This window comes from Jiangella ureilytica (assembly GCF_004348545.1).
Taxonomy (GTDB): domain Bacteria; phylum Actinomycetota; class Actinomycetes; order Jiangellales; family Jiangellaceae; genus Jiangella; species Jiangella ureilytica.
On the sequence record NZ_SMKL01000020.1, the window covers coordinates 66,358 to 89,468 of the forward strand.

Sequence of the window (23,111 nt, forward strand, 5' to 3'; positions counted from 1 at the left end):
GCGACACCATTCCCTCAACCATCCAACACCGGGAGTGCGCTCAGAGCAGGAAGGCCGAGGCGAACTCCCAGCCGGAGCCCGCGGGCTCGCGGGCGGTCCAGGGGTCGCCGGTGGTCGAGCCGTCGTGCGGGTGCAGCCAGAGGTCCCCGGCGGCGTCGCGGCTGACGAGATCGGCCCGGCCGTCGCCGGTGACGTCGCCGGCCGCCAGCACATCCACGTCCGACCAGTCGCCGCCGATCAGGATCGGGGCGGCTCCGCTGGTCGGGTAGGCCCAGAGCGTGCCGTCCTGCTCGTGGTCGACGAGATCGGGGCGGCCGTCGCCGTCGACGTCGGCCAGCATCAGCGTCACCGCCGTGGTCCAGCCGCTGCCGGCCCAGCGCCGCCCCGCGGTCCACGGGTTCGTGCCACCGGACGAGCCGTTGTGCGGGTAGATCCAGAGCTCGCCGCGGCGGTCGCGGGCCAGCAGGTCCGGCCGCCCGTCGCCGGTGAGGTCGCCCAGCGCCAGCTCGGTGACGGTGTTCCAGCCGGTGCCGCCGAAGAACCGCGGCGCCGTCCACGGGTCCGCGGTCGTCGCGCCGGTGTTCGGGTACACCCAGAGCGTGCCGTTCGTCGCGGCCCGGTCGCGCGCCACCAGGTCCGGCCGGCCGTCGCCCGTCACGTCACCGAGCAGCAGCGCGTTCTCGAACGCCCAGCGCGAACCCGCCGCGAAGCGCGACGACCACGGCCCGCCGGCCCCGCCGGCCGCGTCCGTCGGGTACACCCACAGGTCACCGGCGTGCGCACGTCCCAGCAGGTCGGTCCGCCCGTCGCCGGTGACGTCGGCGGCCAGCAGCGCGTCGGACGCGTCCCAGCCGGTGCCGGCGGCGTATCGGGCGACGGTGTACGGGTTGGTCCCGGCGGCCGCTCCGCTGTGCGGGTACACCCAGAGCGCGCCGGACCCGTCGCGGATCACGACGTCGGGCCGGCCGTCGCCGGTCGCGTCGGCGGTGGTGAGGATCGTCGCCAGGTTCCAGCCGGTGCCGGCGCCGTAGCGCGACGTGTACGGGTTGGCGGTGGTGGTGCCGTTGTGCGGGTAGACCCAGAGCGCGCCGGCGCCGTCGCGCACGACGATGTCGCCGTGGCCGTCGCCGGTGACGTCGGCCGGGGTCATGACGGTGGCGAGGTTCCAGCCGGTGCCGGCCCAGTACCGCGGCCGGGTCCACGGGTTGCCCGTCGTGGCGCCGCTGTGCGGATGGATCCAGAGTGTGCCCGCGGCCGCCCCGGGCTCCCGCGCCAGCAGGTCCGGCCGGCCGTCGCCGGTCACGTCGGAGAGCAGGAGCTGGTCGTAGGTGTTCCAGTTCGTCCCGGCCGGCACCCGGGTCGGCCAGGGCTCGTCGCCGCCCGCGTTCGGGTAGATCCAGAGCGTGCCGTTGCCGGCCTCGGGGTCGCGGGCGATGACGTCGGGCCGGCCGTCGCCGGTGACGTCGGCGACCTGCAGCACGTCGGCGTAGTCCCAGTCGCCCGCCGCCACGGTGAACGACGGCCACGGGTTGCTGCCCGCGGCGCTGCCGTCGTGGGCGTACACGCGCAGCGCGCCGGCGTCCGGGCCGGGATCGCGGACGACGGCGTCGGCCAGCCCGTCACCGGTGACGTCGCCCGGCACCGGGACGGCGAGCGCCCGCGCGCCCATCGGCCGAGCGGGTGTCGACCACGCCGCGTCGAGGTCGGCGACGCGATGCGGCTGCGGGCGGGGACGCGGCGCGGCGGACGACGGCACGGCGGCGCCGAGGCCGGCGACCAGGACGGTGACGAGCGCGAGCGGAAGGCAGCGTCTCATGAGGCGAACTCCTTAGCGGCCGGGCTTGAGGACGATGACGTCGTCGGCGGCGTAGCGCTGCCGGTTGACCAGGACCCACTTCAGGCCCGGAAGGGCCGGCGGATGCAGCAGGGTCCGGCGCGGCCCGCGCTCGGTCCACGAGCCCTCGTAGGCGACGGTGAGCGACTGCCCGTCCTCGGACAGCCGGAACCGCAACGACACCGGGCCGTGCAGCGTCGGCATCCGCTCGAACCGGGTCTCGTGGTCGTCGCGGATCCAGGCCAGCGGGCAGAGGCGCAGCAGGTGGAGCTCGTCGTCGACGAGGCTGTCGTCGATGACGGCGTGCCGCGCGGCCCACGTGATGAGCGGCTGGACGAACAGCGTCCCGTACATGGCGTTGCGGTGCTCGCCGGAGATGAACGTGTCGGGCGAGACGGCGCCGCTGATCAGCCCGTACAGGCCCTCCAGGAACAGGTCGCGGTCGCCGAGCTGCCAGGTGTGGAAGAGGTTCCAGCTGTAGCAGGGCTCGCCGCTGCTCTGCTCGTGGTCGAGCACGACACGGTCCAGCGCGGTGTGATGGTGCGGGTCGAAGAGGCGGGTGTTCGGGCCGACGCGGAAGAAGTCGACGTACGAGCGCATCAGCGGGTCGTCGGCGGGCAGCAGGCCGGCCCAGACCGCTGTCAGGGCGCCGGTGTCGAACGCCTCGAGGAACGGCCACGGGCTGTCCGGTCCGGTGAACTTGGTCGGCAGGACGGGGTGCTCGGTGCCGTCGGGGTGGGTCCAGGTGGGCGCGTCCTCGGCGGCGGCCCGCAGTGCGTCGGCGAACGCGGTGCGGAGCCGGTCGGCGACGGCGGCGAATTCGCCGGCCCGCGGGTGGCCGAGCCGGCGCAGCAGCCGGACCGAGCTGGCCAGGCCCTTGTAGTTCCACACCTGGATCCAGATCGACTGCTGCTCGACGCCGGTGTCGTTGGACGCCGCGGCCGGCATCAGGCCCTTGACGCCGTCGTGCTCCGTGTACTCGCAGGCGCGCTTGATGAAGTCGCAGGCCGCGACGATCGGGTCCAGCCAGCGCTCGAGGAACGCCTCGTCGTGGCTGTACAGGGCGTGCCGGGCGGCGCCCTCGAGGATCGCGCCGTGGTCGCCGAGCCAGTCGAACGACTGCAGCGACAGCGGCGTCGCGAAGAAGCCCGCGTTGCTGAGGTTCCGGTACGCCGCACCGGGTGGCTGCCGCACGCCCTGCACGGCGCGGAACAGGTCGGTGTGCCGGTCGACCACCTCGTGCCGGCCGAGCAGGTCGAGGAACATGTGGCTGAGCATCGACGTCGGCGTGCTCCACAGCAGGTCGTAGCCGAACGACCCGGTGAGGAACGTGAACTGCCCGGTGTCGGGGCTCTTCTCGGCGATGATCTCGGCCAGTTGGACGCTGCGCCGGAAGAACTCGTCGACCTGCTTCTCCCCCGTCGAGATCACCGACGCCGACGACGGCTGCGGCGTCCAGAACTCCTCGCACTCGGCCAGCGCGCCGTCCCAGCCCAGCGCCCACTCGGTCTCGGCGCCGGCCCGCGGCTGCGCCAGCATCGGCACCAGCACGTCGACGTGCGTCCCCTCGGTCGCGGGCACGGACAGTCGCAGGTCGTAGACGCCGGGGTGGCCATCGGCCTCGACCAGCGCGACGGTGGCGCCGGCGGGGGTGCCGACGATCATCCGGACGGCGCCGGTCTCGTCGAACACCGGGACGGTGAGCGGCCGGCCGTCGGGGTTCCAGATGCGGTCGATGCGCAGCGATCCGGTCAGCGGGGCGGCCGACGGCGTCACCTGCATGGTGACGAACGCCTCCTGCTGCTCCGGTGGGCCGACGAAGTGCTGCAGGTACACGCGGCTCAGCCGCAGTGCGAACGTGAAGGTGCCGGGCCGGTCGTTCTCGTCGACCCACTCGACGGCGTAGCGCTGCCAGGCGTAGATGGGCCCGCCGGGCTCGTCGATCGGCTGCCCGCCGGGCACGTGCGCGAGCGAGTACTGCCGCAGCACCAGGCCTTCCTGGCGGCGCCACTCGGTCCACAGCACCGGCGTCGCGGTGTCCTCGCGCCAGCCCTGGATGCCGACGCCGTAGTCGGCCTTGTACTGGTAGTACGGCTCGTCGGCCAGCGGCGGGATGCCGCCGCCCTGCGGCATCACCGGCGTCACCTGGAAGTCCTTGCCGCGGTACTGCGCGAGATACGGCTTCAGCGTCGGCGCGCCGCTCGGCGGTAGCGCGACGGCCGGCTGGCACACCGTCGTGCCGTTGTAGAACACGTCGAACCGGAACAGGTGGCCCTTCCACCCGACCGGGGTCCAGACCTGGCGCTGCGGTGTCCACCAGGTCCTGGCTTGCTCGGCGGTCGGCTCGCCGGAGCCGTGCGGCCCGGCACCCGCGCCGCCGGGGGTGACGGTGAACCGGGCCGGTCCGGGAGCGGCCGAGGCCTCCGGATTCGCGATCAGCCCGCCGGCGAGGGCACCGCCGAGGGTCAGAGCCGTCCTTCGGGTCATGTGTGGTGCCACGGCGTCTCCTCAGAAGTCGATCTTTCAGAATACCGAATTTATCTTCTGAATAACCGAGACGATAGCGGTGAAGCGTGCACCCGACAAGAGGCCGGGACGGTCAGCGGACTCGGACGAGCGCCTCCACCTCGACCGGACTGCCGGTGGGCAGCTCGGCGACGCCGAGGGCCGACCGCGCGTGCAGTCCCACCTCCGGGCCGAGGACGTGCTGGACGTACGCCGTGGCGGCGTCGGCGACCAGGTGCTGCTCGATGAAGCCGGGCGCACTGGCGACGAAGACGGTCAGTTTCACGACCTCCGCCACCCGCTCCAGGCTGCCGAGTTCGGTGCGCAGCGTCTCGAGCACGTTGGCGGCGCACTGCCACGCGCACTGCCGGCCGGTCTCCAGATCGACCTCGTCGCCGACCCGCCCGGACGCGATCAGCGCGCCGTCGGGTCCGTTGGCGGTCTTGCCGGACGTGGCGACGAGGTCGCCGTACCGGCGCATCGCCGCGATGGACGGGCGCTGCGGGCCGGCCGGTGGCGGTGTGGCGGGCGCGGACGCGTGGCGGTCGTCGCTGGTCACGGAGGCGTCTCCTTCAGACTGTCGAACTTGACTACGGCAAACAGAAGATAGAGTGGCACAGGGCTGATCACGTAGGCTCAGGGCCTCGGATGCAGGGAGCACGAATGCCGGGCAATGACGTCAACGAGGGCGGCGCTGGCCAGGACCGCGCACCGTCGCCGGCCGTCGCGCGGGCACTGACGGTGCTCGAGACGCTGGTCGAGTCCGACGAGGGCATGACCCTCACCGCGCTGGCCAAGCGCACGAACATCCCGCTCGCCACGTGCGCCTCCATCGTCTACACGCTGGAGCAGCGCGGCTACGCCCAGCGGCGCGTGGTGGGCCGCAGCCACTTCTGGCGGCCCACGCTGCGACTCTACGGACTGGCCACGCAGCTGGTCCGCAAGGTCGACCTCTCGTCGGTGGCCCAGCGCGAGCTGCGCGAACTGGCCGACCTCGTGGGCATGCCGGTGCACATCGGCGTGCTGACGGGCGCTTCGGTCGTCTACGTCGCGAAGGCCGCCACGCCCGGGTTCATCCAGTTCGACACCTACCCCGGCAAGGTCGCGCCGTTCAACCTCACCGCGCTGGGGAAGGCCATCTCCGCCCACCTCCCCGAACGCGAGCTCGAGCCGCTGCTCGGCCAGCTGACCCCGGGGCGCGGTCCGCGCGCCGCCGATCCCACCCCCGAGGCGTTCCTGGCCGAGCTGGCCGACGTCCGCAAGCGCGGCTACGCCGTCGAGGACGAAGAGGAGCAGGCCGAGATCGCCTGCGTCGCCGCACCGTTCTTCGACGCCGGCGGGCTGGTCGCCGGCGCGGTCGGCGTCACCGGCTTCTCGCGTGACCTCACCGGCCAGCGCCGCAAGGAGGCCCTGGCGGGCGTCGTCGAGATCGGCAAGACGGTCTCGCGCAAGCTCGGCTTCGACGACCTGCGCTGACGCCGCGCGCGCCCCGCATCCCCTTGCGGCCCGGCGGCATCGTGACCTATCTTCGTATTTACGTTTCTAATTTCGATATTATGAAACCTGAGCCGGGAGGGGCCGATGGTCACGGTCGCGCTGGTCGGCCTCGGCGACATCGGCCGTGGCGCGCACCTGCCGGCGCTGCTGCGCTCCCCCGAGGTGCGCGTGGTCGCCGTCGCCGACCCGGTCGCCGAGCACCGCGACGCTGTGGCGCCGCTGCTGAGCGACGGTGTCGCCGTCGGCGCGAGCCTCGACGACGCGCTGGCGGCCGGGCCCGACGGCGTCGTCCTCGCGACGCCGCCGTGGGCCACCCCGGAGCTGACCATCCAGGCGTTGAGGGCCGGCCGGTTCGTGCTCGCCGAGAAGCCGGTCGCCACGTCCGTCGCGGCCGCCGCGGTCTACGACCGGCTCACCGACGCCGAGCGCGAGCGGCTGCAGATCGGTCTCACCTACCGGCACGACCCCGCGCTCGCCCGGTTGAAGAGCTGGATCGGCGACGGCGTCCTCGGCGGCCCGCTGCTGGTGCGGGCGCACGTCTACGACGAGCGGCGCGACCCCGCGAACCCCGAGCACCTGGACCGCATCCGGCGCACGCTCGCGCACGGCACACCCGTCGTGCACGAGGGCGCGCACGTCTTCGACTGGCTCGCGCACCTGCTCGGGCCGGGCGCGCTGAGCGTCGACGACGCCTGGGCGCTGCGCACCGACGCCGGCCTGCCGGCGCCGAACCTCACCGGCGCGCGCCTGCACCACCCAGGCGGGCACCGCGTGCTGGCGGAGTTCGGCTGGCTCACCGACACGCTCCCCCGGTGTGAGCTGACCTTCCTGGGGCCGCGCGGGCTGGCGACGCTCGACGGCGGCACGTTCGCCCTGCGGCTGCGCACCTCCGCGCGCGCGGAGGACGTCGAGTTCCCCGGCGAGCGCGGGCCGCGCTGCTTCGACCTGCAGGTGGCCCGCTTCGCCGCGCTGGTCCGCGGCGACGCGGCCGCCCCCGCCCCCGACCCCGACCTCGCCGCCGGGCTGGCGGCGCTCGCCGTCGCCGAACGGGTCGCCACGCTCGCCATGGACGGAGTCACCGCATGACGCTGCTGCGCTGGGCCGACGTGTCCCGCGAGACGCTGAACGAGGCGCTGCCGGAGGCGCTCGTGGTGCTGCCGGTCGGCGCCACCGAGCAGCACGGCCGGCACCTGGCCACCGGCACCGACGCGCTGCTGGCGGCGACGGCGGCCGAGCGGGCCGCGGAGCTGGCGGCGGGCCGCGTGAACCGGACCCTCGTGCTCGCGCCGGTGCTGCCGTTCGGCGCGTCGGACCACCACCTGGCGTTCGGCGGCACGCTGTCGCTGACCCCCGAGACCCTGCTCGCCGTGCTGGTCGACCTGCTGCGCTCGGTCGCGGCGGACGGCGGCCGCCGGGTCGTCCTGGTCAACGGGCACGGCGGCAACGTGGGCGTCTGCCACGCCGCGGCGGCAGCCGCCTCGACCCGGCACCGGCTCGCCGTCGCACACGTCGACTACTGGCGCTTCGCCGCCGACGATCCCGCGGGCGGCGTCCCGGGTCACGCCGGCGAGTTCGAGACGTCGCTGGTCGCGGCCGTCCGGCCGCACGCCGTCGGCCCCGTCCCGCCGCGCACCCAGCCGCTGCCCGAGGCCACCGGGGCGCCGCAGCCGAAGGGCGTCACCGTCCACGACGCCGCGCTCTGGACCGCCATCGACGGCTACACCGACCATCCCGAGCGTGCGGGCGCCGAGCACGGGGGCGCCTGGCTGGACACCGTCGTCGCCGGCCTGGCCGCCTGCCTCGCCGGCCTGACCGAGACCCTGTGAGGTCCGCGTGATCGACTTCCACACCCACACGCCGGCCTGGAACACCGTCAGCTGGCTCGGCGGCGCGACGTTCGGGGTCGAGGAGTTCGTCGGGTTCATGGACGCCTGCGAGATCGACCGCGCCGTCGTGCTGAGCCACGACGGCCTGTTCAACCCGACGCCGAAGGCCAACGACGAGCTCGCGGCGTTCGTCCGCGCCCACCCGGACCGGCTGGCCGGCTTCGGCACGGTCACGCCGCGCGACCCGGACGCCGTCGCCGAGACCGAGCGGATGTTCGGCGAGCTGGGACTCAAGGGCATGAAGCTGCACCCGTGGCTGCAGGGGTTCAGCATGCACGAGCCCGCCCTGGACCCGATCTGCGAGATCGTCGCCGGCGCCGGCGGCATCCTGCTCAGCCACGACGGCACCCCGCCGTACTCGACGCCGTCGCAGATCGCGGCGCTGGCCCGGCGGCACCCGCGGCTGCCGGTCGTGCTGGGCCACGGCGGGCTGCACGACCTCTGGCGCGAGGCGCTGGCGATGACGCAGGAGACGCCGAACCTCTACCTGTGCATCTGTGGCACGCCTCCGTACGCCGCCCGCACCATCCTGGCCGAGGCGCCGGCGCACAAGGTGCTGTTCGGCACCGACGCCGGGCTGTCGGACCAGGCCAGCCAGGACTACGCCGCCGCGAGGGTCCGCGAGATCGACGGCTGGGGCATCACGGCGCAGCAGCGACACGCGATGCTGGTGGAGAACCCCGCGCGGCTGCTGGATGCCGCATGACGCCGACGATCGCGGCCGTCCAGACCGCAGCCGTCAGCCTGGCCGCCCACCCGGACCTCCTGGTCCGCGGCGCCCGCGGCGCGCACGACCGCTCCGACTTCCTGCTGGTCAAGATCGTCACCAGCGACGGTGTCGAAGGGTTCGGCGAGGTCAGCGCAACCCCGGTCTGGAGCGGCGAGGACGGCGCCAGCGCACGCCACTTCATCGAGACGATCCTCGCTCCCGCGCTGGTGGGCCGGCCGCTGGCGCCTGTCGGCGGGCTCGAGGACGTCATGGACACCGTCCTGGCGCGCAACCCGTTCACCAAGGCCGGCGTCTCGATCGCCCTGTGGGACGCGTGGGCGCGCACGCTCGGCGTCCCGCTGGCGGTCGCACTGGGCGGGCCGTACCGCACCGAGGTGCCGATCAAGCTGTCGCTGTCCGGCGACGGCGAGCAGCTCGAGCGGGCGCACGCGGCCGCCGTCGCCGCCGGGTTCCGGGCGTTCAAGGTCAAGGTCGGGCTGGGGGTCGACGGCGACGTCGAGCGGTTCGCCCGGGCCCGGTCGCTGGTAGGCGACAAGGCGTTCCTCGGCATGGACGCCAACGGCGGCTGGTCGCGCGCCGAGGCGGCTCGGGCGATCCGCGCGCTGGCGCCCTACGGTCCCGCCTTCGCCGAGCAGCCGGTCCGTCCCGGCGACCTCGCCGGCATGCGCGAGCTGCGCGGCTTCGGGCCGCCGGTCGTCGCCGACGAGTCCGTCTTCGGCACCGACGACCTCGTCCGCGTGGTCGAGGCCGGCGCCGCCGACGTCGTCAGCCTGTACGTCGGCAAGAGCGGCGGGCCGGGACGCGCCGTCGCGATGGCCGGGCTGGCCACCGCCTTCGGGCTGGACGTGCTGATCGGGTCGAACGGCGAACTGGGCATCGGCGCGGCGGCCCAGCTGCACGTCGCGGCGGCTCTGCCGCGGCTGTCGGCGTTCCCGTCGGACATCATCGGCGCGCACTACTACGCCGAGGACGTCCTGGCCGAGCCGCTGGCCGGCGACGGCGCCGTCGTGCGGCTCGGGGCCCAGCCCGGCCTCGGCGTCACCCTCCGAGACGACCTGCTGCGGGAGTTCCGATGATCGTCGACGTGCACGCGCACACGCCCACGCACCGCGACGCCGTCCCCGACGAGGCGCGGCGGGTCTTCACCGGCTGGCGCACCGACCGGCCGGTCACGACGACCAACTCGTGGGCCGACTACGACGCGGCCATGGCCGACGCCGACGTCTCGATCGTCTTCAACATCGCCGTCGACGACCCCGAGGCCGCCACCGGGCTGCCGTACCGGCGCGAGGACACCAACACCTCGACAGCGACGTTCGTGGCCGCCGATCCGGCCCGGCGCATCGGCTTCATGTCCGTCGATCCCACCAAGGCCGACGCCGTCGATGAGGCCGAGCGCTGCCGCGAACTGGGCCTCGTCGGCGTCAAGCTCGGCCCGAACTACCAGGACTTCGACCCGCTCTCGCCGCGCGCCACCGCCTTCTACGGCTACTGCCAGCGCGAGGGGCTGCCGATCCTGTTCCACCAGGGCGCCTCGCCGATCCGGCACGCGCCGCTGCGCTACACCCATCCGCTGGTCACCGACGAGATCGCGCTCGCCTTCCCGGAGCTGCGCATCGTCATGGCGCACATGGGGCATCCGTGGGGCAAGGAGACGGTAGTGACCGTCCGCAAGCACCCGCACGTCTACGCCGACGTCTCCTCCATCTACCTGCGCCCCTGGGTCTGCTACGAGTCGCTGCTGGCCGCCGTCGAGTGGGGCGCGGCGCACAAGCTGCTGCTCGGTTCGGACTTCCCGATCGCCACCACCGGCGAGGCGATGGCCGGGCTGCGGCGGGTCAACGCGATCACCGAGGGCACGGCGTTGCCGCGGATCCCGGCCGAGGTGATCGAGCAGATCATCCACGCCGACGCGCTCGGCGCGCTGGGCCTGTCCGTGAAGGAGACCCCGTGATCATCGACGCCCACGTGCGCATCGGGCCCGGCCGTTCCGGCGGGCTCGGCGTCGGCGAACTGGTCGAGACGATGGACCGGCTCGGCATCGACCGCGCCATGATCGCGCCCGGTGAGTACGCGACCGCCTGGGACAACCGTGGCGGCAACGACCAGGTGACGGCGGCAGCTGCGGCCTCGGGCGGCCGGCTGGTCCCGTACGCCGTCGCGAACCCGTGGGCTCGCGGCGACGCCGTCGCCGAGCTGGCCCGGGCGCGCGACCGCGGCGCCCGAGCGCTCGCCGTCGACCCCGCGCTGCAGGGCTTCGATCTGCTCGACGGCCTGGTCGACCCGCTGCTGGCGTTCGCGCAGGAATCCGGCTGGCCGGTCTACGTGCGGACCGGGTCGCCCCCGCACGCGGTGCCGCTGCCGCTGGCGTCACTGGCCCGGCGCTGGCCGTCGCTGGCGTTCGTCATGGGCCGCAGCGGCGCGACCGACTTCTGGATCGACGCCGCGCCGGCGCTGCGGCACGCGCCGAACCTGTACGCCGACACGAGCTACGCGCCGTGGGACACGGTGCTGTCGGAGTTCGCCCGCGACCCCGAGATCGGCGCCGGCCGGGTGGTCTTCTCCACCGACGCGCCGTACACCGTGCCGTCGGCCGAGCTGGCCCGGATCACCGACTGGCCGATCCCGGATGACGATCGTGCGGCCGTGCTCGGCGGCACCCTGGAACGGCTGCTCGACTGAGGGCGTCGTGCTCTGTCCCGCTGGCCGCTCACGGCTCCGCTGTGGGATGGGCGACCGGTCCGGTGACCCGCACCCGCGATGATCAGCAACCTCTGCTGTCCTCAGGACAGCGCAGAGAGCCCATGATCATTGGAGAAGGTCGGGTTCCGAGCACTCCGGAAGCCGACCTTCTCCGTGGTCAACAGTGAGCGACCGGCGGAACCGCTCAGGCGAGGTCGGACTCGGCCTGGATGGCGGCGAGGCGCCTCACCACGGACCGCTGCGACCCGCCCGTCGAGCCCGATCGGGCCGCGCCCTCGACAGTCGCACACTGCGTCGATTAGTCTCTATATTTAGAAGATGATTTCGAAATGTCGAAGTTAGAACAGTAGTGGAGGGGCGGCATGGCAGCACTGGACACTCGGCCGACACCGGAGGGCGGCCCCGTGGCCGGCGACGCGGCGCAGCTGGTGCGCGGCGTCTCACCGGTGCTCGAGGTGCCCTTCCACGCCGACGGCGCGGTCGACGTGGACGGCTTCGGCCGGGTCGTCGACTACGTGCTGGGCACCGGCGTCACCAGCGTCATGTTCCCCGGCTTCGCCTCGGAGTACCACAAGCTCTCCGAGGCCGAGCGGGCCGAGCTGACGGAGGTCCTGCTGTCGCGCACCCGCGACCGCACCGACGTCGCGGCCGTCGTCGCCGTGCAGGACCACGCCACCCGGCTGGCCGCGCATCGGGCCCGGGCCGTCGTCGACGCCGGGGCCGACCTCATCAACCTGCTGCCGCCGCATTACCTGTCGCCGTCGCGGCGGGCCATCCAGGAGCACGTCGGCGCAGTCCTGGCCGCCGTCGCGCCGGCCCCGGTGGTGCTGCAGTACGCGCCGTCGGAGACCGGGACCAGCCTCGACGCGGCGACCCTGCGCGAGCTGGCCGCCGCCCATCCGAATCTGCGGCTGGTGAAGGTCGAGTCGAGCCCGCCCGGGCGGCTCATCGCCGAGCTGGCCGCCGGCCGGCCCGCACTGCCGGCGGTCGAGGGCTACGCCGGCGTGCAACTGCCCGACGCGATCCGCCGTGGCGCCGTCGGCACCCAGCCGGGCTGCTCGTTCACCGAGATCTACGTCGAGATCTGGCGCCGGTTCGCGTCCGGCGACCACGCCGGCGGCGACGAGCTGCACCGCCGGCTGCTGCCCTACATCTCCTACTGGATGCTCGACACCGAGCTGATCATCGCGGCCGAGAAGCTGATCTCGGTGCGCCGCGGGTTGTTCGCCGACGCGTACTGCCGCGAGCCCGGACACCGCCTCGACGCCGAGGAGATCCGCATGGTCGACCGGTTCCTCGCGGAGTTCGACGGCATGCTTCCCCATCTCGCCTGACCGGAGTATATTCTCCGAATTGGCGTAACTATCTTCGAAATATTGAAGTTACCCACGGAAGGCAGGCACATGAAGACGATGCGATTCGTCGTTCCGCTCGCCGCCGGGTGCCTCGCGCTCGCCGCGTGCGGTGGCGGCGACGACGGCGACACCACGGACGCCGGACCCGACGCGGCGAGCTGGCACGAGGAGATCGAGGGCTCCCCGCTGGAGGTCGGCGTCCTGTCGGCCGAAGGCACTCCGGGCCTGGCGATCCTGCAGGAACTGGCCGACGGCCTCGAGGCCGACTACGACGGCACCGAGGTCACGCTGACGTTCGCCAACACCGACGCGCGACCCGGCATCGAGCAGCGCTGGCGCTCCGGCGATCCGCTCGACGTGGACTACGGCATGTTCGACGGCACCAACCCCGCGCTGACGGTGTGGGCCGACGACGGCGCCCTGCTCGACCTGCGCCCGTACCTCGAGCAGAACGACCCCGAGACCGGCGCGCCGTGGCTCGACCGCTTCAGCCCCACCGTCCGCGAGTTCATGGAGAACCCGTCCGACGGCGGCATCTACGGCGTCCCGTCCGAGCTCTCGCTGCACGTGCTGTTCTACAACGCCGGGCTGTTCACCGAGCTGGGCATCGAGCCGCCGCGCACGTGGGACGACCTGCTGGCCGCGAACACCGCGCTGAAGGCCGCCGGGGTCGACCCGATCGCCGTCACCGGCCTGTTCGAGCCGTACATGGGCATGTGGAGCGACCACCTGTGGCTGCGCACCGTCGGCTACGACACCGCACGCGCCGTCCTGACCGGCGGCGAGGGGCACATCACCGACGACCCCGGCTTCCTCGAGGGCCTCGAGATGCTGCAGCAGCTGCGCGACGACGACGCCTTCCTCACCGGCTTCGAGGGCACCGACTTCACCGCCGCCCAGGCGCAGTTCTTCCAGGGCGATGCCGGCATGATCCTCATGGGCACCTGGCTGGTCAGCGAGATGGCCGACGTCATCCCCGCCGACTTCGAGCTGGGCGTCGTCCCGTTCCCGACGGTCGAGGGCGGCGCGGGCGACCAGGGCGCCGTCATGGCCGCGCTGCAGGAGATCTCCGTCGCCGCCGAGAGCGAGAACATCCCGCTGGCGCTGGAGTGGGCCCGCCGGCTCACCAGCGTCGAGACTCAGACCCGGCGCGCGCAGGAGATCGGCGAGGTGTCCGCCGTCGTCGGCGTGCCCAGCCCGCCCGGCATCCCCGGCATCGACCAGGTCGTCGCCGAGGCCGACTCGCTGGAGCCGCGCGACTACGGCATCACCACCAGCCCGGCCAACGAGGTCGTCTACCCCGAGATCGCCCGCCTGCTCTTCGGCGAGCAGGACGCCCAGCAGACACTGGAGCGGGTGGACGAGGGGCTGCGCCGGGTCCACGGCAACTAGGGGCGTACGCCGCGCGACGAGGACGCCGCCCGCGGGCGGCAGGACGAGAGGAGTCACGATGCACAGATCCGCGCAGCGCCGCATCATCATCCCGTTCCTGCTGCCCGCGCTGCTGCTGCTGGGGGTGTTCTTCCTCTACCCGCTGGTGCGCACGGTCGACATCTCCTTCACCGAGTGGACCCGCACCGGCAGCTACAGCTATGTCGGCGTCGAGAACTACACCCGGGTCGTCGACGACCCCGGCTACCTCAACGCGCTGAAGAACGCGTTCCTGTTCACGCTGGTCGGCGGGTGCATGCTGTTCCCCGTCGCCATCGCCATCGCGTGGGCGCTGAACCAGCGCGTCCACGGCGAGCGGTTCTTCCGCTTCGTGGTCTTCGCGCCGGTCGTGCTGAGCGCCGCCGTCGTCGCCCTGATGTGGAAGTTCGTGTACCACCCGACGCTCGGGCTGATCAACCCGGCGCTCGAGGGGCTCGGGCTCGGCGCGCTGGCCCGCACCTGGCTCGGCGACGCGTCGACCGCGCTGCCGGCGGTCGCGTTCGTCACCGTCTGGCACGGCATCGGCATCTGGGTGGTGCTGCTGTCGGCCGGGTTCGAGCGGCTGCCACCCGACGTGCTGGAGGCCGGGCGCATCGACGGCGCCGGCGAGTGGCGGCTGTTCCGCAGCGTCATGCTGCCGATGCTGCGCGACCTGTTCCGGATCCTGGTGGTGCTCTGGATCGTGCAGAGCATGCAGGCGTTCGCGTTCGTGTTCATCATGACCGGCGGCGGGCCGTTCGGGTCGACCGACATCGTCGGGACCCTGATGTACCGGGTGGCGTTCGAGCGCTCGGAGTTCGGCTATGCCGCCGCCATGGGCGTCGTCCTCGTCGTGATCATGCTGATCGTGGCGCAGATCGTCAACAAGGTGATGAAGCGCGATGAGCTCCAGTACTGAGGTCCGGCCGGCACCCGCTCCCGGAGCGGCCGTCGCGGAGCCGCGCCGTCGCGGCCGGGGCGCCCGCCGTCAGGGCAGCGACCGGGCGCCGTTCCGCCGGTACCACCTGATCATCTACCTGCTGCTCGGCGCCGTCGCGTTCTCGACGGCGGGCGCGTTCGCCTGGGTGTTCAACGTCTCGATGAAGACCAACACCGAGTTCATCGGCACCCGCCCGTGGAGCGTCGCCGAGGGCTGGCGGTGGGAGAACTACACCGACGCGTGGAACAGCGCCAACGTCGGCTCGTTCTTCGGCAACAGCGTCATCGTCAGCGTGACGGCGACGGCGCTCGGCGTGGTCCTCGCGGCGTTCGCGGCCTATCCGCTGGCGCGCATCCCGTTCCGCGGCAGCGGCCTGGTGCTCAGCGTGTTCCTACTCGGCCTCATGGTGCCGTGGATGGTGACGTTCATCCCGCTCTACGTCACCATGCAGGACCTCGGGCTGCTCGACAGCCGCCTCGGCCTGGCGCTCGTCTACGCGACGTACAACCTGCCGTTCAACGTGTTCGTTCTGGTCGGGTTCATGCGGACGCTGCCCGGCGAGCTCGAGGAGGCCGCCGCCGTCGACGGTGCCGGCCCGACCCGGACGTTCCTGCGGATCATCCTGCCGCTCATGGGACCGGGCGTGGCGTCGGTGTCGATCATCAGCTTCCTGCAGAACTGGAACGAGTTCTTCTACGCGCTGGTGCTCATCCACTCGCCAGAGCGGATGACGCTGCCGCTGGGGCTGTTCCAGCTCGGCCAGGCCGCCGACTACGGCACCAACTGGGTCACGCTGTTCGCCGGCATGATGATCACCGTGGTGCCGGTGCTGCTGGTGTTCGCGCTGCTGCAGAACCAGGTGACGAAGGGCCTGACGGCGGGCGCGCTCAAGGGCTGAGGACCGCGGCCACCGCCTCCGGGTCCTCGAGCGGGGACAGGTGCCCGGCGCCGTCGATCACGTGGACGTCGACGCCGCCGAGCGCCGACGCCATGGCGTCGGCCTCGTCCTTGCCCGTGAGCGTGTCCTCGGCGCCGACGATGACTGTCTTCGTGGTGAGGCCGCGCCCGGCGGCGTCGCGCAGGGTGTCGAACGACGGCGGCCGCGCGGCCATCGCGCGCTGCGCCCAGGCCACCCCGTCGGGCGAGGCGGCGTCCAGCCAGGCCGCCACCTGGATGACGAGACCCGGCCGGTCGCGGTGCGAGGTCTCGCCGACCAGCGTGTCGAGCATCGGGCGCAGCGCCCGGGTGCCGTGCTGCTCGACGGCGGCCGCCATGCGCAGCCGGTTCGCCTTCGCCTCGTCGGTGTCCTCGCTCGCCTTGGTGTCCATGAGCACCACGCCCGCCACCCGCTCCGGATGCCGGCGCAGCAGGGCCATCGTCACGTAGCCGCCCAGCGACAGCCCGCCGACGACCGCCCGCTCGACCCCGCGCCGCTCCAGCTCCGCCGCGACGTCGTCGGCGTACGTGTCGACCGACGGCTCGCCGGCGGGCTCCGGTCCGCCGAACCCACGCAGCGACGGCCGGATCAGCGTCGTCCCCGGCAACCGCTCCGCCAGCCCGTCGAACACCGCCGGCGTCAGCGGGAAGGCATGGATCAGCACCACCGGCAGGCTCATGGACCGACCCTAGCCCCAGCCGAAGTCGATCTTGGAGGAACTGCGGAATCATTCCGGCATACCGGACGGCAATTCCGCGGTTACTCCAAGATCAACGTGGGGCTGCGGCGGGGAGGTCGACGCGGACGAGGAGACCGCCGTCGTCGCGGGCGTGGGCCGTGGCGGTGCCGCCGTGGGCGTGGGCGACCGATCGGACGATCGACAGGCCGAGCCCGACGCCGTCGCCGCCGGCGGTGCGGCCGTTGCCGCGGCGGAACGGCTCGAACAGGCCGCCGACCTCGTAGGGGGCGAGGACCGGGCCGGTGTTCTCGACCTGCAGCGCGACCCCGCCCGCCGCGCCGAGCCCCGTCCAGACCCGCACCTGCGCGCCGTCGCCGCCGTGCACGACGGCGTTGCGGACCAGGTTGGCCGCCAGCCGCTCCAGCAGCACGGCGTTCCCCGTCGTCGGCGCGGGCTCGAGGTCCGCCGTCACCGTCACCGAGCGGGCGGACGCCTCGCCGCGCTCCTGCTGCAGCACGTGATCGGCGATCTCGCGCAGGTCGACCGGCTCCGGCGCCGTGACCGCCTGCTCCGAGCGGGCCAGCGTGAGCAGCCCCTCGACCAGCCGTTCGCTGCGCTCGTTGGTGGCGAGGACGGTGGGGGCCAGCCGCTTCAGGTCGTCGGAGACCGACGGGTCGCCCAGCGCCACCTCGAGCAGCGTCCGGTTGACGGCGAGCGGCGTGCGCAGCTCGTGCGAGGCGTTGGCGACGAACCGGCGCTGGGCGTCGAACGAGCGGTCCAGCCGTTCCAGCATGGCGTCGAAGGTGTCGGCCAGCTCCTTCAGCTCGTCGTCGGGGCCCTGCAGCGCGATGCGCTCGTGCAGGTTCCGGTCGGCGACCCGGCGGGCGGTATCGGTGACCCGCTGCAGCGGCCGCAGCGCCCGCCCGGCCAGCAGCCAGCCCAGGCACACTGCCAGCACCAGCCCCGCGGCCAGCGCGATCAGCGACCACAGCAGCAGCCGGTCCAGCACGTCGTTGCGGTAGGCGTCGACGGCGGCGCGGATCGCCTCGATGTCCAGCGGCCGGCCGAACCGGTCGGCGTCGCCGTCGGCGCCACCGTCGGCGCCGGGCGGGTTCGGACGCACCAGCGACTCCGACACCAGCAGGTACGTCACCGTGACCAGCACGGCGCCGGCCACCGCGAACGCCCCGGCGTACAACGCGGTGAGCCGGACCCGGACCGGCCAGCGCGCCGGGTTCAGCCCGGCGCCCCGCACGCCCCTCACGCCGCACCGCCGACGCGGTACCCCGCCGACACGACGGTGTGCACGACCGGCGGCTCGCCGAGCTTGCGCCGCAGCGTCATCACCGTCACCCGCACCACGTTGGTGAACGGGTCGGTGTGCTCGTCCCACACCTTCTCGAGCAGCCGCTCCGAGCTGACGACGGCGCCGTCGGCCCGCAGCAGCTCCTCGAGGACGCCGAACTCCTTGCGGCCGAGCCGGATCGGGCGGCCGTCGCGGGTGACCTCGAGCCGGGCCGGGTCGAGCACCAGCCCGTCGCGGGCCAGCACCGGCGGCGCCGCCTCGCGGCTGCGCCGGCCCAGCGCCCGGACCCGGGCCACCAGCTCGGCGAAGGCGAACGGCTTGCCGAGGTAGTCGTCGGCGCCCAGGCCCAGCCCGGCGACCCGGTCGGTGACGTCGGCGGCCGCCGTCAGCATGAGCACCCGGATCGACGGCCGGGCCGCGACCACCGTGCGGCAGACGTCGTCGCCGTGCGTGCCGGGCAGGTCGCGGTCGAGCACGACGACGTCGTAGTCGTGGACGCCGAGGCGGTCCAGGGCGGCGTCGCCGTCATAGACGACGTCGACGGCGATCGCCTCGCGCCGCAACCCGGTCGCGACGGCGTCGGCCAGCAGCGTCTCGTCCTCGACCACCAACACCCGCACGTCGCGGCCTCCCCTCGTCGCCGTCCACCCTGCCGCCGGCGGCATAAGGCCAGCGTAAGAGCGCGCCGTCACCTCACGCCGGTCTTATGTGCGGGCGCGTACTCCTGGGCCATGACGATTTCGCGTACCACCGCCCTGCTGGGCGTGGCCGCCGCGCTGCTGCTCGGCGGCTGCGGCGGCGACGCCGGCGGGGCCGAGGTGGCCAGTGCCGGCGGGACGGCGGCCGCCGCCGCGCCCACCGAGGAGGGCGAGCAGGATCAGGACGAGCAGGCGCTCGAGTTCGCCGAGTGCCTGCGCGAGAACGGCGTCGACGCGCCCGACCCGCAACCCGGGCAGCGCGGCGGCTTCGGGGGGTTCGGGGACGCCATGTCCGACGTCGACGAGGAGACGCTGCAGGCCGCGATGGACGCCTGCCGCGACCTCGCCCCGACGTTCGACCGCGAGCGCGACCTCACCCCGGAACAGCAGGAGCAGATGCTCGAGCTGACCGAGTGCCTGCGCGAGCAGGGCATCGACGTCCCCGACCCGGGGGCGGGCGGCTTCGGCGGCGGTGGCGGCGGCGGGCTGGGCGACATCGACCGCGACGAGCTGGACGCGGCGCGCGAGGCCTGCCGCGACATCGTGGACCTGCCGTCACCCACCGGGCGGCCGGGGGCGGACACGTGAGCGCCCGGCCCGTCTGGACCAGCGTCGGCGTCGTCGCGCTGGCCGCGGCCGGCGCGAGCGGCTGGCTGATCGGCCGCGACGACACCGGCCAGGCCGCGAGCCCGGAGAGCACCGGCCCGGTCGCCACGGCCACCGTCGAGCTCGGGACCTTGACGGCGACGCAGACCTGGAGCGCGACGCTCGGGCACGGGGAGCCGACGACGGTGTCCGCTCCGGCCGCCGGGGTGCTCACCCGCGTCGCCGCCGCGGGCACCGACGTCACCCGGGGCAGCGTGCTGTTCCACGTCGACGAGCAGCCGGTGGCGCTGCTGCTCGGCGCCGTGCCGATGTACCGCGACCTCGACGCCGGGGCGGTGGGCGCCGACGTCGCACAGCTGGAGGAGAACCTGGCGGCACTCGGCTACACCGGGTTCACCGCGGACGACGAGTACACCTCCGCCACGGCCGATGCGGTCGAGGAGTGGCAGGAGGATCTCGGCGTCGCGTCGCCCGACGGCGTGGCCGGCCGGTCCGACGTGGTGTTCCTGCCGGCGGGCGGGCGGGTCGACGCGCAGCCGGCCGCGGTCGGCGACACGCTGCAGGCCGGCGCGGCGGTCGTCGAGCTGACCGGGACCGCGCAGGTGGTCGACCTCGAGGTGGACCAGGCCGACGCCGACCTCGTCGCCGCCGGGACCGCCGTCACCGTCGTGCTGCCGGACGGGACCGAGCTGGCCGGGACGGTGGAGTCGGCGTCGGTGTCGCCGGCGACGGACGGGGCGGACGCCGCGGCCGCGTCGGGCGAGACCGAGGACGTCACCATCGCCGAGATCGTGCTCGCCGACCCCGGCGGCCTGGCCGCCGCCGAGCCGGCCGGCACCACCGTCGACGTCGAGCTGGCGGTCGACTCGCGCGACGGCGTCTTGACGGTGCCGGTCAACGCGCTGCTGGCGCTGGCCGAGGGCGGCTACGGGCTGGAGCTCGTCGCCGGCGACGGGACGACGTCGGTCGTCGCCGTCGAGACCGGGTTGTTCGCCGACGGGCGGGTCGAGGTCAGCGGCGACGGCGTCGCCGAGGGCGTCGTCGTCGGAACGGCGGGCCGATGAGCGAGGCGGTGGTGGAGCTGGCCGGCGTCGTGCGCGAGTACCCCGGGGCTCCCCCGGTGCGCGCGCTCGACGGCGTCGACCTGCGGATCGGGGCCGGCGAGCTGGTCGCGATCGTCGGGCCGTCGGGGTCGGGGAAGTCGACGCTGCTGCACGTGCTCGGGACGCTGGACCGGGCCGACGCCGGCACCGTGCGGATCGACGGGCACGACGTCGGCGCGCTGTCGGACGCCCAGCTCTCCGCGCTGCGGGCCCGGCGCATCGGCTTCGTGTTCCAGCAGTTCTTCCTGACGCCGGGGGTGAGCGCGCTCGACAACGTCGCCGACGGGCTGCTCTACACCGGGCTGTCGCTGCGCGAGCGGCGCGACCGGGCCCACGACGGCCTGGCCGCCGTCGGGCTCACGCACCGCGAGACGCACAGGCCGAACCAGCTCTCCGGCGGCGAGCGGCAGCGCGTCGCGGTGGCCCGGGCGCTGGCCGGGTCACCGTCGCTGCTGCTCGCCGACGAGCCGACCGGCAACCTCGACACCGTGGCCGGGCGGGGGGTCGTCGACCTGCTGCACGAGCTGCACCGGGCCGGCACCACCGTCGTCGTCATCACCCACGACCTCGACGTCGCGCGCAGCCTGCCCCGCCAGGTGCACCTGCGCGACGGGCGGATCGAACGGGACGCCGCATGAGCGGGCGCGACGTGAGCGGCGTCGGCGTGGAGCCGTCCCGGCTGCGGCCTCGCGACGTGCTGCGGGTCGCCGGGTCGGGACTGCGGGCGCGGCCGCTGCGGGCGGTGCTGTCGGCGCTGGGGATCGCGGTCGGGATCGCGGCGATGGTCGCCGTCGTCGGGATCTCCGCGTCCAGCCGCGAGCAGGTGAACCAGCAGCTCGACGCCCTCGGGACGAACCTGCTGACCGTGGCGCCGGGGACGACGCTGCGTGGCGAGACCGCCGCGCTGCCGGCCGACAGCGTCGACATGGTGGCGCGGATCGGCCCGGTGACGACGGTGAGCGCGACCGGCACCGTGCCGGACGCGGCGGTGTACCGGACCGACCGGATCGACTCCGGCCAGACCAACGGCCTGGCCGTCCTCGCGGCGCGGCCCGACCTGCTCGAGACCGTCGCCGGCACGGTCGCCGGCGGGCGCTGGCTCGACGACGCGCTCGGCTCGTTCCCGGCGGTCGTGCTGGGGTCGACGGCGGCCGAGCGGCTCGGGGTGACGCGGACCGACGGCTCGGTGGCGGTGTCGCTCGGCGGGGAGTGGTTCACCGTCGTCGGCGTGCTCGACCCGGTGCCGCTGGCGCCCGAGCTGGACTCTGCCGCGCTGGTCGGCTGGCCGGTCGCGGCCTCGCTGCTCGACTTCGACGGCTCGCCGACGGTGCTCTACGAGCGGTCCGCGGAGTCGCAGGTCGACGCCGTCCGGTCCGTCCTGCCGGCGACCGTGAATCCGGAGAACCCCGAGGAGGTCACGGTCAGCCGGCCGTCCGACGCACTGGCGGCGCAGGCGGCGACCGACGAGACGCTGACGACGCTGCTGCTCGCCCTCGGCGGGGTGGCACTGCTGGTCGGCGGCATCGGCGTGGCCAACACGATGGTCATCGCGGTGCTGGAGCGGCGGTCCGAGATCGGGCTGCGGCGGGCGCTCGGCGCGACGCGGGCGCACATCCGGCGGCAGTTCCTCGGCGAGTCGGTGCTGCTGGCGGCCCTGGGCGGAGTCGGCGGTGCGCTGCTGGGCGGGGCGGTGACGGCGGCGTTCGCGGCGTCGCGCGGCTGGCCGCCGGCGCTGCCGTCGTGGGTGCTGGCCGGCGCGGCCGGCGCGACGATCGTCGTCGGTGCCCTGGCCGGGGCCTACCCCGCCGCCCGCGCGGCCCGGATGTCCCCGACGGCGGCGCTGACGGCCACCTGAACGCCGCCGGCCGCCGTTGCCATGAGCACCCCAGAGGCACCGGCGCGTCCAGGCGCTCCGGGCAGAGCGGCCCGGTTCAGCGGCGGCGGTGGCGCGACCTCCAGCAGCCGGTGTGCCAGTGCCGCCGCTCGTCGATGCCATCGCCGGTGAACGAGAGGCTGACGGTCGGCCACGCGACGATGTGCGGCGTTGCCGGCCGGATCAGCTGGTCGCAGCCCGGGCACCGGTACGGCTTCGTCGACGCGCTGCCGGTGATGCGGCGGACGACCCACTCGCCGTCGGGTCCGGACTCGATGCTCTCGTGCACGACTCCATGGTCGCCCACGGCCCGCTCAGCTCGGCCGGGCGGTGACCACGACGTTGGAGCGGAACGCCGTCCCGTTCCAGTCGGCGCAGGTCACGAGCACGAGCCGGCCGGGACCGTCCTGAGCGAACAGCTCCTCCGCGCGGGCGGCCAGGTCGGCCGGCGCCATCGTCTCGACCGTGTCGACCTGGTACCACTGCTCGACCTCAGGGCCGCTGACGTGCACGTTGTCGCCGGGCCGCAGGCGGGCGACGTCGTTGAAGGCCGCCTCGCCGCCCTCCACGGCGTGCCCGACCACGACCGCCGAGCCCGCCTCGGCGCCGGGTGCGGCGCCGTCACGCCACCAGCCGCCCAGCAGCGGGTCCTTCGGCGGCAGCAGGACGCGGTCGGCGTCGCTGGCGATCTCGATGACCGGCGCCTGCATCCCCAGGAGCGGCAGCAGCAGCGTGTAGCGGCCCTCGGCCGTCCCGACCGGCGCGCCCGGAACCGCCGACTGCTCCGTCGGATCGTAGGGGCCCGACGGCGACGGCGCCGGCTCCGCGGCGGGCCGGGCCGGCGGGCCGTCGAGCTGGCTCATCCCCCACCAGGCGGCCAGCGCGAGCAGCATGGGCGCGAGCAGCCAGGGCAGCGCCCGCGGCCGGTTCCGGCGGTGCCGCGCGTCGGGCCGGGGCGGCGCCACCCGCACCTCCCGCACGGGACCGCGCGCCGGCGGGGGACGCTGCTCCGGCGCCGGCTCCCGGTCCGGCGGCGGAGGGGGCGGCGG

At 74.0% G+C, this 23,111-nt stretch carries 23 protein-coding genes; 15 read left to right on the top strand and 8 right to left on the bottom strand.

Annotation, left to right across the window (positions count from 1 at the left end):
* Window positions 1-40: 40 nt before the first annotated feature.
* From E1212_RS11210 to E1212_RS11220, 3 genes are all read right to left on the bottom strand, one after another.
* Complete coding sequence (locus E1212_RS11210) at window positions 41-1,816, bottom strand: FG-GAP repeat domain-containing protein (protein WP_131982348.1); 1,776 nt, start codon at window positions 1,814-1,816, stop codon at window positions 41-43.
* Window positions 1,817-1,828: 12 nt separating this feature from the next.
* On the bottom strand, window positions 1,829-4,333 hold the full coding sequence (locus E1212_RS11215; protein WP_131982350.1) for a hypothetical protein: 2,505 nt from the start codon (window positions 4,331-4,333) through the stop codon (window positions 1,829-1,831).
* Between the two features lie 100 nt (window positions 4,334-4,433).
* Window positions 4,434-4,898 (bottom strand): RidA family protein, encoded by a 465-nt coding sequence (locus tag E1212_RS11220; protein ID WP_131982352.1) that lies wholly within the window; start codon window positions 4,896-4,898, stop codon window positions 4,434-4,436.
* A 104-nt stretch (window positions 4,899-5,002) separates the two neighbouring features.
* Between E1212_RS11220 and E1212_RS11225 the strand changes: the two genes are divergently transcribed.
* From E1212_RS11225 to E1212_RS11275, 11 genes are all read left to right on the top strand, one after another.
* Window positions 5,003-5,815 (top strand): IclR family transcriptional regulator, encoded by an 813-nt coding sequence (locus E1212_RS11225; RefSeq protein ID WP_131982354.1) that lies wholly within the window; start codon window positions 5,003-5,005, stop codon window positions 5,813-5,815.
* A 105-nt stretch (window positions 5,816-5,920) separates the two neighbouring features.
* Complete coding sequence (locus E1212_RS11230) at window positions 5,921-6,922, top strand: Gfo/Idh/MocA family protein (protein ID WP_131982356.1); 1,002 nt, start codon at window positions 5,921-5,923, stop codon at window positions 6,920-6,922.
* On the top strand, window positions 6,919-7,662 hold the full coding sequence (locus E1212_RS11235; RefSeq protein WP_131982358.1) for a creatininase family protein: 744 nt from the start codon (window positions 6,919-6,921) through the stop codon (window positions 7,660-7,662). The genes E1212_RS11230 and E1212_RS11235 overlap by 4 nt, the downstream gene beginning before the upstream one ends.
* A 7-nt stretch (window positions 7,663-7,669) precedes the next feature.
* Window positions 7,670-8,428: an amidohydrolase family protein gene (locus tag E1212_RS11240; protein ID WP_131982360.1), complete on the top strand. Its 759-nt coding sequence runs from the start codon at window positions 7,670-7,672 to the stop codon at window positions 8,426-8,428.
* A complete protein-coding gene (locus tag E1212_RS11245; RefSeq protein ID WP_131982362.1) occupies window positions 8,425-9,528 on the top strand; it encodes a mandelate racemase/muconate lactonizing enzyme family protein in 1,104 nt (367 codons plus the stop codon). Before E1212_RS11240 ends, E1212_RS11245 begins: the two co-directional genes overlap by 4 nt.
* The gene (locus E1212_RS11250; RefSeq protein WP_131982364.1) at window positions 9,525-10,406 is read left to right on the top strand and encodes an amidohydrolase family protein; all 882 of its coding nucleotides are present in this window, start codon (window positions 9,525-9,527) and stop codon (window positions 10,404-10,406) included. Before E1212_RS11245 ends, E1212_RS11250 begins: the two co-directional genes overlap by 4 nt.
* Window positions 10,403-11,134, top strand: a complete 732-nt coding sequence (locus E1212_RS11255) for an amidohydrolase family protein (RefSeq protein ID WP_203416751.1) — start codon at window positions 10,403-10,405, stop codon at window positions 11,132-11,134. The genes E1212_RS11250 and E1212_RS11255 overlap by 4 nt, the downstream gene beginning before the upstream one ends.
* Before the next feature lie 383 nt (window positions 11,135-11,517).
* The gene (locus E1212_RS11260) at window positions 11,518-12,489 is read left to right on the top strand and encodes a dihydrodipicolinate synthase family protein (RefSeq protein WP_131982366.1); all 972 of its coding nucleotides are present in this window, start codon (window positions 11,518-11,520) and stop codon (window positions 12,487-12,489) included.
* 69 nt (window positions 12,490-12,558) lie between these two features.
* On the top strand, window positions 12,559-13,902 hold the full coding sequence (locus tag E1212_RS11265; RefSeq protein WP_131982368.1) for an ABC transporter substrate-binding protein: 1,344 nt from the start codon (window positions 12,559-12,561) through the stop codon (window positions 13,900-13,902).
* A gap of 58 nt (window positions 13,903-13,960) precedes the next feature.
* On the top strand, window positions 13,961-14,839 hold the full coding sequence (locus tag E1212_RS11270) for a carbohydrate ABC transporter permease (RefSeq protein ID WP_131982370.1): 879 nt from the start codon (window positions 13,961-13,963) through the stop codon (window positions 14,837-14,839).
* Entirely contained in the window at window positions 14,823-15,758 is a 936-nt protein-coding gene (locus E1212_RS11275) for a carbohydrate ABC transporter permease (protein ID WP_131982372.1), read from the top strand. Before E1212_RS11270 ends, E1212_RS11275 begins: the two co-directional genes overlap by 17 nt.
* On the opposite strand, the gene E1212_RS11280 is transcribed toward E1212_RS11275, so the two are convergent.
* The 3 genes from E1212_RS11280 to E1212_RS11290 form a co-directional block, all read right to left on the bottom strand.
* Complete coding sequence (locus tag E1212_RS11280) at window positions 15,748-16,476, bottom strand: alpha/beta fold hydrolase (protein WP_131982374.1); 729 nt, start codon at window positions 16,474-16,476, stop codon at window positions 15,748-15,750. The genes E1212_RS11275 and E1212_RS11280 overlap by 11 nt on opposite strands.
* 91 nt (window positions 16,477-16,567) lie before the next feature.
* On the bottom strand, window positions 16,568-17,740 hold the full coding sequence (locus E1212_RS11285) for a sensor histidine kinase (protein ID WP_131982376.1): 1,173 nt from the start codon (window positions 17,738-17,740) through the stop codon (window positions 16,568-16,570).
* Window positions 17,737-18,402, bottom strand: coding sequence for a response regulator transcription factor (locus tag E1212_RS11290; protein ID WP_131982378.1), 666 nt, complete (start codon window positions 18,400-18,402; stop codon window positions 17,737-17,739). The genes E1212_RS11285 and E1212_RS11290 overlap by 4 nt, the downstream gene beginning before the upstream one ends.
* A gap of 111 nt (window positions 18,403-18,513) precedes the next feature.
* Between E1212_RS11290 and E1212_RS11295 the strand changes: the two genes are divergently transcribed.
* Genes E1212_RS11295 through E1212_RS11310 form a run of 4 tightly spaced genes read left to right on the top strand, consistent with a single transcriptional unit; the run spans window position 18,514 to window position 22,044 of the window.
* Entirely contained in the window at window positions 18,514-19,068 is a 555-nt protein-coding gene (locus E1212_RS11295) for a hypothetical protein (protein ID WP_131982380.1), read from the top strand.
* A complete protein-coding gene (locus E1212_RS11300) occupies window positions 19,065-20,150 on the top strand; it encodes an efflux RND transporter periplasmic adaptor subunit (protein WP_131982382.1) in 1,086 nt (361 codons plus the stop codon). The genes E1212_RS11295 and E1212_RS11300 overlap by 4 nt, the downstream gene beginning before the upstream one ends.
* The gene (locus tag E1212_RS11305; RefSeq protein ID WP_131982384.1) at window positions 20,147-20,827 is read left to right on the top strand and encodes an ABC transporter ATP-binding protein; all 681 of its coding nucleotides are present in this window, start codon (window positions 20,147-20,149) and stop codon (window positions 20,825-20,827) included. Before E1212_RS11300 ends, E1212_RS11305 begins: the two co-directional genes overlap by 4 nt.
* On the top strand, window positions 20,824-22,044 hold the full coding sequence (locus E1212_RS11310; RefSeq protein ID WP_131982386.1) for an ABC transporter permease: 1,221 nt from the start codon (window positions 20,824-20,826) through the stop codon (window positions 22,042-22,044). The genes E1212_RS11305 and E1212_RS11310 overlap by 4 nt, the downstream gene beginning before the upstream one ends.
* Before the next feature lie 76 nt (window positions 22,045-22,120).
* Here E1212_RS11310 and E1212_RS11315 read toward each other — a convergent pair whose 3' ends face one another.
* Both E1212_RS11315 and E1212_RS11320 read right to left on the bottom strand, forming a co-directional pair.
* Complete coding sequence (locus tag E1212_RS11315) at window positions 22,121-22,351, bottom strand: hypothetical protein (RefSeq protein ID WP_203416752.1); 231 nt, start codon at window positions 22,349-22,351, stop codon at window positions 22,121-22,123.
* A 25-nt stretch (window positions 22,352-22,376) separates the two neighbouring features.
* On the bottom strand, window positions 22,377-23,111 hold a 735-nt coding region (locus E1212_RS11320), incomplete at its 5' end, for a class F sortase (protein ID WP_203416753.1).

Excerpts from the sequence above, each read along its gene's own strand:
- E1212_RS11270 (WP_131982370.1), top strand. The coding sequence starts at position 13,961 with ATGCACAGATCCGCGCAGCGCCGCATCATCATCCCGTTCCTGCTGCCC.
- E1212_RS11305 (WP_131982384.1), top strand. The coding sequence starts at position 20,147 with ATGAGCGAGGCGGTGGTGGAGCTGGCCGGCGTCGTGCGCGAGTACCCC.
- E1212_RS11250 (WP_131982364.1), top strand. The coding sequence starts at position 9,525 with ATGATCGTCGACGTGCACGCGCACACGCCCACGCACCGCGACGCCGTC.
- E1212_RS11235 (WP_131982358.1), top strand. The coding sequence starts at position 6,919 with ATGACGCTGCTGCGCTGGGCCGACGTGTCCCGCGAGACGCTGAACGAG.
- E1212_RS11280 (WP_131982374.1), bottom strand. The coding sequence starts at position 16,476 with ATGAGCCTGCCGGTGGTGCTGATCCATGCCTTCCCGCTGACGCCGGCG.
- E1212_RS11260 (WP_131982366.1), top strand. The coding sequence starts at position 11,518 with ATGGCAGCACTGGACACTCGGCCGACACCGGAGGGCGGCCCCGTGGCC.
- E1212_RS11210 (WP_131982348.1), bottom strand. The coding sequence starts at position 1,816 with ATGAGACGCTGCCTTCCGCTCGCGCTCGTCACCGTCCTGGTCGCCGGC.
- E1212_RS11265 (WP_131982368.1), top strand. The coding sequence starts at position 12,559 with ATGAAGACGATGCGATTCGTCGTTCCGCTCGCCGCCGGGTGCCTCGCG.
- E1212_RS11295 (WP_131982380.1), top strand. The coding sequence starts at position 18,514 with ATGACGATTTCGCGTACCACCGCCCTGCTGGGCGTGGCCGCCGCGCTG.
- E1212_RS11275 (WP_131982372.1), top strand. The coding sequence starts at position 14,823 with ATGAGCTCCAGTACTGAGGTCCGGCCGGCACCCGCTCCCGGAGCGGCC.
- E1212_RS11245 (WP_131982362.1), top strand. The coding sequence starts at position 8,425 with ATGACGCCGACGATCGCGGCCGTCCAGACCGCAGCCGTCAGCCTGGCC.
- E1212_RS11225 (WP_131982354.1), top strand. The coding sequence starts at position 5,003 with ATGCCGGGCAATGACGTCAACGAGGGCGGCGCTGGCCAGGACCGCGCA.
- E1212_RS11310 (WP_131982386.1), top strand. The coding sequence starts at position 20,824 with ATGAGCGGGCGCGACGTGAGCGGCGTCGGCGTGGAGCCGTCCCGGCTG.
- E1212_RS11230 (WP_131982356.1), top strand. The coding sequence starts at position 5,921 with ATGGTCACGGTCGCGCTGGTCGGCCTCGGCGACATCGGCCGTGGCGCG.